Source organism: Burkholderia sp. KJ006, from assembly GCF_000262695.1.
GTDB lineage: Bacteria > Pseudomonadota > Gammaproteobacteria > Burkholderiales > Burkholderiaceae > Burkholderia > Burkholderia vietnamiensis.
Genome location: NC_017922.1, coordinates 12,108 through 24,898, shown reverse-complemented (window position 1 = coordinate 24,898; position 12,791 = coordinate 12,108). Strand labels below are relative to the sequence as shown.

Below are 12,791 nucleotides of genomic sequence, written 5' to 3'. Positions count from 1 at the left end.
TGGGGGATCCCACAGATGCCGCCTTCCACGATTCCACCGCCGTTCAGCAGTGGTATCGAAAAAGGTGCACGGTCGACGAGCCCAGGTCGAGCTCTGCAGCAACGCGCGGGCGCTCTCGCTGGTGCCGTTGATCGCCGCCATGTGGTGCGCCGAACCTCACTGTGCCGGCTAGTCGAAAGGTAGAAAGTTGTGAGGCTGCGTGAGGCAAGCATCACAGGAGGCGCTTCCATAGTGGGCAGGTAGGGGCGCCGAAAACGCGGGACAGCGCGGCTATGACTCCGGGCGACTTTTTCAGGAAAGGGGCACGTCTGACGCACAACACACTACGCAAGTCTCGATTCGGGCGATTTTCCTCCACCGCCGCGTCAAAAGTGATGCGCGCCGCAGGAAGGCTCAGCTGCTCGGCACGCCCAATACTCGGCAAAGCGCTCGGCATCGTCAGCCCTTATACGATCCCATAGGGGGGAACCTTTGGCCGTGAAGCCGCTATTCCATCCCATAAGTTGCTACGTTTCCATCGCTGTGAGTGTGTACTCACCCCTTTGGAAACCCGTGTCAGGCGTGGCCTCGCAGTAGAACGAGGCGGCAAACGGTCATTGCCGAGGGCAACGCGAGAACATTTCGTGCGGTTCCTTGCCCGAGAGCGCCTATTGGTAGCGGTTTATGGGGGTTGGTTTTTCTCACAGGCACGCGTGTGTTTACATCTTTGGTAAACGACGTTTACTTCTTTAACTACTTTTAGCCGGCTCACAGCCTTATTGCACAAGGGTTTGAGGGGGGTTCGGTACCCATTTATGGGAGCACAGGCGGAAGTGTATGGGGTGTCAGGTCTGTGGATTTGGGGAATCGGGTACCGTGCTGTGGGAAGTTAGGGTTGTGGATATGGGGCACGCGTAGCCTGTTATGGGATTTCTACGCAGAAGTACCTCAGGTAGCAGTCTATGGGGACACTCTTTGGTTGCCGGCTATGGGAGCTAGTTGCTCGGACCGCTGCGACGGGAGAGCAAGGTCGTTTTCTCTAAGGTAGCCATTTATAGGGCGACGTTAAGGTAGCCGGTTATGGGGCGTACTACTGGTGTCACCGACGATTTCCCTGGAATCTTAAACAAGGCTGTGCCCGCCCACCGGCTCGATAGCCACCATGGGTAACCTCCTATGGGGGCATTCGAAGGTAGCCGTTTATGGGTCGATCTTCGCACAGAATTTACGCTGCCTTCGAAAAGCACGACGGTGGCCGGTCTTGATAGGTAGCCTTCCATGGGGTTCGGCAAAGGTAGCGTTTTATGGGAGGTAACGGACCAGTGCTGCAAGGCACCACGATTTGGGTCCGCGGGTAGCTTTCTGCATGCCTGTTTCCCATGAACGGTTACCTTTGAGCTGGGCAAGACCCGTGCCGGATTCGATTGATCTGGCGCATAGGTAGCTGGTTTTGGGACGCATTGTGGCGAAAAGGTATATGGATATGGGGCAGATTTAGCGTGGCAAAACAGATTGATTATCTTTATAAAACAATGCGTTGTAAGAGTTACTGAAAGTATTGCTAGAGGATCGCCAGTTGCTGGATTACGCGAAAAGGTATAAAGTCCGCCATCAATAAGGTCACCTTCTCCGGACATCACGATGCCGCGCAAGCCCGCAATCAAAGGCTCCGACAAGCAGGTCTCTCTGTTCCAGACGCCCGAGCCGCCCGATCTGCTGCGCAAGGCGGTTCAGGCTATTCACATCGCGCCGAAGTCCGGAAAGATCGGTCTGCAGCAGCGCAAGATGTTCAGTTCGCTGATCAAGAATGCGCTGCGTCAGGAAGCGTTCGAACCGGGGCGCACGAGCTTTTCGATCTCGATTGCGGCGCTTTCGCACGAGAGCGGGCTGAACAGCAACAACACCAAGTACGTGAAGGACACGGTCAACTCGTTGATCAGTACCGTCGTCAACTGGGACTACCTTGCCGCAGATCGGTCGACCGTGTGGAAGGCGTCGGGCCTGCTCGCCGGCGCCGAGCTCGAGCAGTCGGTGCTCAAGTACAGCTTCTCGGACCAGATCCGTAGCGAACTGCTCAATCCTGAAATTTACGCGCTCATCGATATGCGGATTGCGCGTGAGTTTCGGCGCTCGCACTCGCTCGCGCTGTGGGAGAACACCGTGCGCTACGAGGGCATCGGCATCACGGCGAAGATTCCGTTGCCCAAGTTCCGCGATCTGATCCTCGGCCAGGACAAGGCATCGCAGTCGTACAAGGAATACAAGCTCTTCAAGAGCAAGGTCCTCGTGCCCTGCATTCAGGAGGTGAACGAAGTTTCCGACCATACGCTCGAGCTGATCGAACACAAGTCGGGCCGCAGCGTGGAGGCCGTTCAGTTCAAGGTGACGCGCAAGCAGAGCGCGGATACGGTCGAAGAAGGTGACGTCAAGAACGAAGCGCTCGTCGACGAAGTGGCCAAGTTCGGCATCCCGCGTTCCGAGGCGCGTCGTCTGATCACGCAATATGGAGTGCAGCGCATCAAGGCGGCGATTGCGTACACGCTCAATCGGACAACGAAAAAGAACGCGGCACCGGTCGACAACGTCGGCGCGTATTTCCGCAAGGCGCTTACGCACGGCTATACGTTGTCCGATGGACAAGGCACGGAAGCCGCCGCGCCGGCCAAGGAGTCCGCGCAGAGCAAGCAGGAGCAGATCCGCGACAAATACCTGGCCGCGAAGGTCGACGAAGCGGGCGCGTATTTCCGCGAACTGGAGATCGACGATCAGACCAAGCTGATCGAGCGTTACAACGAGACGGTGGCAGGCTCGAAGGATCTCACGCTGTCGCCGAAGAAGAAGGCAAGCAAGCTCGCACAAACGAGCTTCTTCCGATGGCTGGCGCTCGACACCTGGGGCGAACCGACGTCGGACGATCTGCTCGAATTTCTGCTGAAGAGCAGCCTCGCGACGAATTGAGAGCGGCCTCGCAGCTTGTCAGGCGACGCGTGCCGGGCTTCGGCCGGCGACGCGTCGCGATGCAGATGCGTGGTCGTGGTTCTTAGTGCTTACTTCTGAGCCGCGACGGCCAATTCGGCCACGTATGCGTCGATCACGGCTTTGAGCTGATCGGCCAGGGCTTCCTGGTGCGACGTATCGACTCCTTTCAGCTGCAGATCGAGTCGTCCGTCCGGGTAGGTCTTCAACTGGCCGACCGCGCGCGACTCGAGCGCGAAATCGTGACGAACGCTGTAGCGCGTGCGTCCCGTCTTCTTGTTGCCGTCGCCTTGCGTACGCAGGAAGTTCTCCAGATCGCGCACCGACTTTTTGCGCTCCATGACGGCGGTGAGCAGACGGTCGGCAGCCGCTTCGCCAACCCGTTCGAAAATCAGTTTCAGGAAATATGCCGCTTGCAGGCCGACCACGTCGTTGGCGCTGGCCATCCGCTCGAGGAGGGTGTTGGGCAGTGCGTTCAGCGATAGTGTCTTGCTGATCGACGCTTTGTCCTTGCCGATCTTTTCCGCGAGTGTGTTCTGGTCGGGAAAGACCTTTTCGTCGAGCAGGCGCTTCCACGCGACCGCATCGTCAAAGATCGTCTGGCGTTCGTGGTCGTGGTTCGCGCGGTACGCGATCGTGTAGAGCTGCTCGGGCGTGTGATCGGTACGGAACGTCGCGTTGATCGTCTCGTCGCCGTTGATGCTCGTCGCACGCAGGCGGCGTTGACCATCGATCACGACGAGCTTGCCCGGGAATTCCGGAAGGCGCGTCACCTTGATCGGCTCGATCTGCCCTTCCCGCTTCAGCGTCAACGCCAGTTCGTGCAGGCTCGATTCAGAGTAGAACACGCGTGGGTTGAACGGATTCGGGATGCAGTCCTTGACCGCGACTTTTTGCGGTGCGCCGAGGTCGGGTGTATCGGTTGGCGTCGTCACGGTCGGCGCGATTGCGATCGCGGCTTCGACGGCGGTATTCGACGCCGCCGAGGGCTCGGGCAAGCGCGTTTCCAGTGCGGCGTTTTCTTGCGCGAGGCCGCGCAGCAGACCGGCCGCGAGATGCAGATTGCCCGTCGGCTTCTTTTCCTTCGAAGTGTCCTTAGCCATGAGCCGCTCCGGTGGCGCGCGTCGACGCGATGTATTGGGCCATTTCTGTAACGAGTTTTTCGATCTCCGCGCGGGCCTCCTTCAGCCCTTTCAGATATCGGTTGTGATGGTGAATCGTCGTGCCGAGAGCAAACGTCTGCCGGTAGACCTCGCGCTGCGCGATCTGACTATCGAGCAGATGCTCCCCTATTTCTTCTGCCTTTAGAATTTTTAAAATCTCTTCTCTCATTTTAGTTTTTCCATTGACGCTATTTAACATCAACGCAGAAGAAAGATTTGGGTTTCTAACGGCTCGCATCGACTCGATCATGCGAATCATGGCGACGGTACTGTAAAGGTCGGCGGGCGACGGCGACAGCGGCACCAGGCAGAAGTCGGCGACTTCAAGCACTGATGCGATTCGTGGATCTTCGAGGTTACCCGGACAATCGACGACGATTACGTCGAAATTCGCATCTTGTTTTTTGATCTCGCCACCGATTCCTCGGCCGGCCGGGGCGAGGGACAGGACCGTCATCGGAAGCGTATTTTCCCCGCTCGTGACCCATCGCACTGAAGTGCCTTGGGGATCGGCATCGATCAAGGCGACTTTGTTGCCGCCTGCTTCGAAGGCGGCCGCGATGTTGACCGAGATGGTCGTCTTTCCGGTCCCACCTTTTTGGTTGCTGACGGCGATCTTGAAAGCCATTAAATCTCTCCAAGGAGTTTTGCGTAATATATGCAAATATTTTTGGAAAGTCCAGAGAGACGAGTTATTTCGAGACGAGAACCATGGCTTGAGTTTGTCACGTGACAAGTTGGCCAGATAGCTACCGTAGCTGGCCTTCGAGCGGCACGAACGGAATGACTTTAAATCCGGCGGTGATTGCCGAAGTGACGAGTTGCTCTTCTATGCACTCATTGAGCCGGGTTGCCCGTATTTCCTGTTGGGTTGCGCGAACGCTCAACTGCCGTGGACGCCTGCGCACCGATCCCTTAATGAAGGTTTTCATTGACAACGGTGTGGGCGACCAGCAATCGTGGATTCTTTGCGTATAGCGCATTGGCACCTTGCTTTTGATGCGGTTCTAAACCTTGCTGCCGGCCACGGGCCACGCTCAAATGCGGCCCAATGCGGAAGGCGGGTTGTCACGTGACAACGATTTGCGCCCAAGCGGCGGCTGGCGTTAATACTGCAGGATCCGAAGTGCAGCGCGTTACGGCGCGCGCCGGATTTCGATTGCTCTGGGGATAAGACCGAGGGTCCGACTGGGTTGTCACGTAACAACCGCTCGTCGGTTCGTCATATGCGAGCGGGGCTCGGAGAAACATCGGCCGCGGGTGACGCTCGGCGACGGGCCAACGACCTACAGCCCTGCATGCCATGACGGCCCGGCGATGATATGACCCCAATATCGCGTCGTACATGCTCATCCGAAGCTGTCGGATGTCGGGTTTTGTGCGGTCTCGCGTACTGAGCGCCAGCCAGGTGTGGAGTGGGGCAGATAGCGCCCCTCATCGCGTCACATTAACGGGAGATTCTCGGCGACGATGTGACAACTAGACGTGCCGGCCCACTGGCCGTGAAACATTTCTCCAAAAAGCGGGCGCAAGCGGAAACCCTTATCCTGCAATGGTTTGCCCAGCATTTTTCATGTTGTTTCACGGGAAGATCCGCCATTGCCGGCTCGAATTAGGGGGCACATGCGCGACCGGGTCTGAAATTCTCCAGGGCACCCTCAATACGACTACATTCATTGTATTTGAAACGTATTATGTAGTTTGCGATACATTCGAGCGGGCGGTGGAGCGGTTTCCGCAGGGGCGCAATGTGCAGTTGTCACGTGACAACACAGTGCGGGCGCGCAACTGTTAGTCCGACCGATGACGGCGGGGACCCTAGAGTTCGTGGTTGAAAAGGCGCCAACCTCCGATCGGCGAGAGGCGGGTGCTGCCGAATCCGAATCAGTGTTCCCGACACTAAAGCCCGCGACGACACGATTCCCAGCAGGGTGATCGACAATCGCGTCGCTGAGCAACCGCAGACTCCCCGAAGCCAATTGGTTGTTTTTTCGCATGGGGCTTCAGGAGCGAGATGCGCTAGCGCCACGGGGCGCAGACAAATCGACGCATAGCCGCCCCGACTCCGTGCGTCTACTTCGCCGATCGCGCTGCGCACAATGGCCATCGCCACACCTTCTTGGAAGGCGCCGCCAATGCCTGCTTAACTGTTCGCCACCACCGTTCGCCGCGATGCGGCTCGTTGAGATCCACCCGCTCGCCCATCCTTGGAGTCGACAATTGAATGCCGTGGGCGACCGACAACGCGGTGACACGTTCGAACGGTTCGTGCCAGCAATGCATCGCGAGATCGAATGTGCCGTTATGAATTGGGATCAGCGTACGACCTCGCAGATCAATATGGGCCTGGATTGTCTCCTCCGGCTGCATATGCACGTATGGCCATTGCGGGTCGTACGCTCCGGTCTCGACGAATGTCACATCGAACGGTCCGAGGCGCTCGCCGATCATTCGGAAGCCGTCGAAGTACCCGGTGTCGCCACTAAAGAACATGCGCAGTTCGTCGTCAACGATGACCCACGACGCCCACAGCGTGCTATTGCCGTCAAACAGGCTGCGCCCCGAAAAATGCTGGGCGGGCGTCGCGGTGAGCGTCAGGCCGGCGACGTCAACGCTTTGCCACCAGTCGAGCTGGCGCACCTTCCCGGCGTCGATGCCCCATTCGATCAGGCGGTCGCCGACACCGAGCGTCGTAACGAAGACACTCGTGGTGTCCGCCAGCGCGCACACCGCATCGCGATCGAGGTGATCATAGTGATCGTGGGAAAGTATCACGCCGCGCAACGGCGGTAGATCGCCGAGTTCAATCGGCGGCGCATGGAAGCGTTTCGGGCCCACGCGCCGAAACGGCGATGCTCGCTCGGCGAATACCGGATCCGTCAACCAGAAGTCGCCGCGCAACTTGAATAGCAACGTCGAATGCCCGAGCCGATACAGGCTCCGATCCGGAGCTGCGTCGAGTTGCTCGCGAGTAAGCGGATCGATTGGTAAAACGCCCGTCGGCACCGTGTTGCGCGGTTTGTTGAACAGCATGTTCCAGGCGATGCGAAGCGTCTTGCCAAAACTCTCCGCGGGCCTTGCCGTCGTGTTGCGGAAGCGCTCGCCATTGTGTTGTGGCGAGCCGCCGGACAAATCGCGGCCACGCCTCGCGGCTGCGATACCGAGGACCCGATGAAGAAAAACGAGCGGGGACGCCATATTTGATTTCCCGTCAATAAAAGTACACCGAGCAGTGTAGACCTGTTGGGCGAAAAGTAAACTCAACGGTATAGAATTTCTTTCATGAATACGAACACACCCTCTGAGCGCCTGACCGAAAGAAAGCGAGCGGCCATCCTTGATGCCGCGATCAAGGAATTTCTCGCGGCAGGCTACGACGCGACCAGCATGGATCGCATCGCCGCGCGCGCAAATGTGTCGAAGCGCACGGTGTACAACCATTTCCCCGGCAAGGAGGCGTTGTTCGCCGCGATCCTGCATCGCTTATGGGATGCGACGTGCACCGTCGGCGTGTCCGCTTATCGCGCAGACGTGCCGCTGCGGGAGCAGTTGCTCGTATTGCTTGACCGCAAACTGCGGCTGCTGAGCGACGAAGCGTTTCTCGCACTGGCACGCGTTGCGATCGGCGCCGTCATTCACTCGCCGGAACGTTCACGCGACATGGTGGAGCGCATTGGCGAACGCGAGGAGGATTTGACCGTCTGGATTCGCGCGGCCGCGGCGGCCGGTCGCCTGTCCGCTCCCGATCCGGAATTTGCTGCCCACCAACTGCATGGCATCGTGAAGGCGTTCGCGTTCTGGCCGCAAGTGACGCTTGGTCAGCCGCCGCTCGAAGTTGCGCAGCAGCAAAAGGTCGCGCAAGCGGCCGCGGACATGTTTCTCACGTACTACGGCCGTCCGGCCGACGCGGATTCGTCGGCGCCGGCGCGGGGCTAATCCGGTATCCAATGCAGCAGTCACGCGCCGCAATTGGACAACGCGCAGATGCGGGCCCACGCGCACTCCGCTACCCGCCATCAGCGCGGCTGAATCTGACGCGACCGAATAGAGAGAGCGAATACAGATGAAGACGCTGTTGATCGTCTATCACACGATGACCGGAGGCACACGGCAAATGGTCGAAGCGGCCGCCGCCGCGGCGCGCGAGCAGCCGGGCGTCGACGTTCGGTTGCAGCGTGCCGAGGAGACGCACGCAGACGACGTGCTCGCCGCCGACGCATATCTGTTCGCGACGCCGGAAAATCTCGCGGCGATGTCCGGGATGATGAAAGACTTCTTCGACCGCTGTTACTACGCGGCGGTCGATCGCGTGAACGGTCGTCCGTATGCGGCGATGATTTGTGCGGGCAGCGACGGACAGAACGCGCTGCGCCAGATCGATCGAATCGCGACCGGATGGCGGCTCAGGCGTGTGGTGCCGGGCTTGATCGTCTGTACCCACGCGCAAACGCCCGAGCGCATCCTGGCGCCGAAAATGATCGACCGCGAGGATCTCGAGCGCTGCGCGGAGACCGGTGCAGCGCTTGCTGCCGGGTTAGCGCTTGGCGTGTTTTGATCGATGATGTCAATGCGAACCCGTTGATACGAAGCAGTCCCATACACGACGCTTCCCAATAAGCGGCTCCGTTGCTACCAATTGGAAGATTCGCAGCTTCGATGTAATGCGGACGAGGCGCACTGCGCCAATTTCCGTTGTATTGCTGGATCCGATGTAGATGCTGCCGATCGTCGTTGGCACATGCCGTCGACCGGAGATACCTGATGCCGCCTCCCGTCGCCGCCATCGTACGAGTGCCCACATGGCATGCGATTGCATATCGATGCATACGCAACCAAGGCCACCACGGCAGCGTGTGACGCGAATCACTGAACGCACCGACCGCGCGACACGCAGCATGCAAAGGATGGCACAGCCATATGTTGAATGACCCGTAACGCGACATGCGAACGCCAACGCCGCCAATGACAACGTCCAAGTTTCGTGCGGCGGAACAACGCACGCATTACACGCATTACGCACCGCACCTCAAACGCGGGTAAAGCGGCGCTACGTAACACGCGGTCGTTATTCGACGAAAACGCAGCGATAATGCGCAGCACGCTGATTCGGACGCCCCGCGGCCCCGGTTCCAGCCAAATATGAACCCGTCGGCGAACCGACCGTCGCGCGTACCGGTATACTTCCACTCCTGCCTTCTCCGGCATCGTGGCCGGGTGCCTGAAACAGCGGCGATGGCGATGCGGCCCCGCAATCGCGTGCATCGGCGGCAAACAAGCCGCATGCGATGCGGCGGATGTCGATGTGCGAAGCGGCTGCACGAACCACGCCTTATATTCCTGGTGGATTGAATTTATGGGTTTTGAACAACTTGCCGAATTGCGGGCGCAGCTCGCAGCAAAGGCCAAGCAGGAGCGCAACGCGAAGCAACCGGCAACGCAACCGGATGCCGGTGCAAAGCCCAAGTCGGGCAACCGGCCGGCTCGCGGGGCCAAATCGGGTGCCCCGGCCAAAGCGCCGTCCGGCGCCAAATCCGCTTCGGCGAAACCGTCGACGCCGGTCGATCCGGTCATCGTCGCGATCGGCAAACTGCAGCGTCGCTTCCCGCGCGCATTCCCGAAGAATCCGGCTCCGAAGGTGCCCCTGAAGGTCGGCATCTGGGACGACCTCGCGCGCGAGGCGCAGTCCGTCGGGCTGAGCGAAGCGGAGTTGCGCGAAGCGATGTCCACGTGGTGCCGCGGCAATCGTTATTGGTCGTGTCTGGTCGAAGACGCGGTGCGGGTCGATCTGCAAGGTAACGAAGCCGGTCGCGTGACGCACGACGATGCCGCGCGCGCGCGCCGCTTGAAATCGCGCCGGCCGGGCAAGGGTGGGGCGCAGGCAGCAAAGGGTGCACCGCAGCAGCCGAAAGCGCAGGCGCCTGTCGACGCGGCAGTAGCGCAGCCGGCGGCCGCAGATGCACCGACGGATGCGCCTTCGGACGCAGCATCGCAGGCCGAACAGCAGACGGCTGCGAACGAGTAACGCCCGATGTGTTGCCGCGCGAGCGCGCGGCAACATCCAGTCCGCGCTGCGTATGCAGTGCATCGTGTGACGGACCGGCGAACGCTCAAGAGCGCGTCGGTACGACCTGCACTGCCCACACCGCCATCACCTGATTTCCATCATCGCACCGGCATCGAACTGCCTGGCGGTCGACGGCGCTTGGCCCGTGGGTCATCGGTGTCCGCTTTGTCGCCGCGCCCTTTGCTGTCGACCCCAATCGACGAACTATCCCGACCGTCCGCCGCTCCGCGCGCTGCGCCGCTGCGCAGACACGCGACGACGCAGGCAACGCATCAATCGCGTCGAGTGGATATAAATCCGATACGAAGCCGTATACGCAATCGCAAGTTGCGACCTCACGAACAGATTCACCGCAAACAATAATAGTTCGGGCTACTGATATCGCCACACCTGGGCGCGACTCACGCCGACGGATCTCCGACGAAGAGCCGGCCGAGTAGCTCCGCACGAATCCATATCGCAGAATCGGCTTCGCCGCGCCCGATCGGCCAGCACGTCAGCGAGCCCCGATGCGCTATCACCACGCCGCGCCGCGATTGCCTTACGTCGATTGTCGCCGCGCGCCGCAACCGCCATAATGTCTCGCCCGAACCGCCGCGCCGACACGCATCATGCGCGCGACGCAATACCACCCGCAGCCGAAAGCTCAACCGAATCGCGCTGCCCGGCGCTCGATGTAAACGCACCGCAAAACCGATTTCGCTGAAGCACCGCCCGCCGCCCGCTGGCCCGATCTCCCGGCGCACAATACCGATATCCACTCGCGACACTCAACGCCAATCCGCATCATGAACCCGAGACGTTCCGCAATTCTCGTCGCGCTCACAGCCGCCATCTTGTTCGGCGCTGCGACGCCGCTCGCCAAGGCGCTGATCGGTACGATGTCGCCGTTCATGGTCGCAGGTCTTTTCTATCTCGGCAGCGGTGTCGGCCTCGGGGTTGTAATCGGCCTGCGCGCATTGCGCGGGCACCGTCCGTCGACGGATGGCGCCGCACCGCTGCAACGTGCCGAGCTGCCTTGGCTCGCCGGAGCGATCGCGGCCGGCGGCATCGCAGGCCCTGCGCTGCTGATGCTCGGGCTGTCGACGACGCCGGCCGCGACGAGCGCGTTGCTGCTCAATCTGGAAGGCGTGTTGACCGCCGTCATCGCGTGGGTCGTATTCCGCGAGAACGTCGATCTGCAGGTGTTCGGCGGCATGGTGGCGATCGTCGCCGGGGGCATCCTGCTGTCGTGGGCGCCGGCCCAGGCGGGCGTGCCGGCCGGTGCGCTGCTGATTGCCGGCGCCTGTCTGTGCTGGGCGATCGACAACAACCTGACGCGCAAGGTCGCCGCGAACGATGCGATGGTCATCGCATGCGTGAAGGGCCTCGTCGCGGGCCCGGTGAATATCGCCATCGCGCTCGCGACGGGCGCCGCGTTGCCGACCGTTCCGATTACGCTCGCCGCGATGCTCACCGGACTCGGCGGATATGGCATCAGTCTCGTGCTGTTCGTCGTCGCGCTGCGCCACCTCGGCAGCGCACGCACGGGTGCGTACTTCTCCGTGGCGCCGCTGTTCGGCGTCTTGCTGTCACTGTTGATCTGGCCGGCGCTGCCGTCCGTCACTTTCTGGGCCGCCTCCGCACTGATGGCGCTCGGCATCTGGCTGCATGTGCGCGAGCGGCACGAACACGAGCACGCGCACGAACGGCTCGAACACGCGCACCGGCATCGTCACGACGAACACCATCAGCACGCGCACGATTTTCCGTACGACGGCAACGAGCCGCACACCCATCCGCACGTGCATCTGCCGATCACGCACAGTCACGCGCATTTTCCGGACATTCATCACCGTCATCGGCACTGACAAAGACGAGGACGTCGTCTGCCTGGACGGCAAGGTAACCGTTTATGGGGCGTCGTTCCTCGTCTCCCTGCGGTATCAATGCTGATTATTCGGTGCGAGCGCGGCACTTACTTCGCGCTCGCCCATGCCGGCGCTAATGCGTGGCGGCCACGTCGACAACGTCGCGGCGGATGTCTTCAAAGCATCGATCTTGTTGCTATGCCCGCAAGCTGACTTGCGCAGCCAACGCATACGGGTGTCGCCAACTGCTCCGGGTCGTTACGGCGCTCAGCTGCGTGAACGGCCAATCACGCGACGGCGACGATCACGCTCGATGCCTTGAAGACTGCGGATGCGGCCTTGCCGCTCGCGAGACCGAGACGATCGACGCTATCGTTGGTAACGATCGCGACGATCTCGGCGCCGCCGGCCGCGCGGATCACGATTTCGGAATTCACCGCGCCTTTCGCAATCGACGACACGGTGCCGGCGATGCAGTTGCGGGCCGATACCTTGCTGCTGTCGACGTCGACCATCACGATCACCGACGACGCCTTGACGAGCGCGAAGGCGTTCGTCCCCGCCGCGAGGCCCAGCGACGCTGCGCTGCCGTGCGTGATCACGGCGACGATCTCGAGGCCATTGTCGGTACGCAGCGTGACTTCGTCGTTGACGGCGCCGGGCTTGACGACGTCGATCTGGCCGGGGAATTGGTTACGGGCGCTGGTTCGCATGAGGACTCTCCGGGAAGTGAGCCGCGCGACGCGCGGCGAGCGAAGG

The 12,791-nt window shown here is 60.8% G+C and carries 9 protein-coding genes; 5 read left to right on the top strand and 4 right to left on the bottom strand.

Annotated elements, in window-relative coordinates; genetic code table 11:
* Positions 1-1,620: 1,620 nt before the first annotated feature.
* Positions 1,621-2,937 carry a replication initiation protein gene (locus MYA_RS24300; protein WP_011879642.1) on the top strand — a complete coding sequence of 439 codons (1,317 nt, stop codon included), beginning with the start codon at positions 1,621-1,623 and terminating at the stop codon, positions 2,935-2,937.
* Positions 2,938-3,026: 89 nt separating this feature from the next.
* Here MYA_RS24300 and MYA_RS24295 read toward each other — a convergent pair whose 3' ends face one another.
* The 3 genes from MYA_RS24295 to MYA_RS24285 form a co-directional block, all read right to left on the bottom strand.
* Complete coding sequence (locus tag MYA_RS24295) at positions 3,027-4,058, bottom strand: ParB/RepB/Spo0J family partition protein (protein WP_014725505.1); 1,032 nt, start codon at positions 4,056-4,058, stop codon at positions 3,027-3,029.
* The gene (locus MYA_RS24290; RefSeq protein WP_014725504.1) at positions 4,051-4,746 is read right to left on the bottom strand and encodes a ParA family protein; all 696 of its coding nucleotides are present in this window, start codon (positions 4,744-4,746) and stop codon (positions 4,051-4,053) included. The genes MYA_RS24295 and MYA_RS24290 overlap by 8 nt, the downstream gene beginning before the upstream one ends.
* 1,445 nt (positions 4,747-6,191) lie before the next feature.
* Positions 6,192-7,316, bottom strand: coding sequence for an MBL fold metallo-hydrolase (locus MYA_RS24285; protein WP_014725503.1), 1,125 nt, complete (start codon positions 7,314-7,316; stop codon positions 6,192-6,194).
* Between the two features lie 84 nt (positions 7,317-7,400).
* Between MYA_RS24285 and MYA_RS24280 the strand changes: the two genes are divergently transcribed.
* From MYA_RS24280 to MYA_RS24265, 4 genes are all read left to right on the top strand, one after another.
* The gene (locus MYA_RS24280; RefSeq protein ID WP_014725502.1) at positions 7,401-8,054 is read left to right on the top strand and encodes a TetR/AcrR family transcriptional regulator; all 654 of its coding nucleotides are present in this window, start codon (positions 7,401-7,403) and stop codon (positions 8,052-8,054) included.
* A 127-nt stretch (positions 8,055-8,181) separates the two neighbouring features.
* Complete coding sequence (locus tag MYA_RS24275; protein WP_011879636.1) at positions 8,182-8,673, top strand: flavodoxin family protein; 492 nt, start codon at positions 8,182-8,184, stop codon at positions 8,671-8,673.
* Positions 8,674-9,471: 798 nt separating this feature from the next.
* The gene (locus MYA_RS24270) at positions 9,472-10,140 is read left to right on the top strand and encodes a ProQ/FINO family protein (RefSeq protein ID WP_014725501.1); all 669 of its coding nucleotides are present in this window, start codon (positions 9,472-9,474) and stop codon (positions 10,138-10,140) included.
* Positions 10,141-10,970: 830 nt separating this feature from the next.
* A complete protein-coding gene (locus tag MYA_RS24265; RefSeq protein ID WP_014725499.1) occupies positions 10,971-12,032 on the top strand; it encodes a DMT family transporter in 1,062 nt (353 codons plus the stop codon).
* Positions 12,033-12,319: 287 nt separating this feature from the next.
* Here MYA_RS24265 and MYA_RS24260 read toward each other — a convergent pair whose 3' ends face one another.
* A complete protein-coding gene (locus MYA_RS24260; RefSeq protein ID WP_014725498.1) occupies positions 12,320-12,745 on the bottom strand; it encodes a TOBE domain-containing protein in 426 nt (141 codons plus the stop codon).
* Positions 12,746-12,791: the final 46 nt, after the last annotated feature.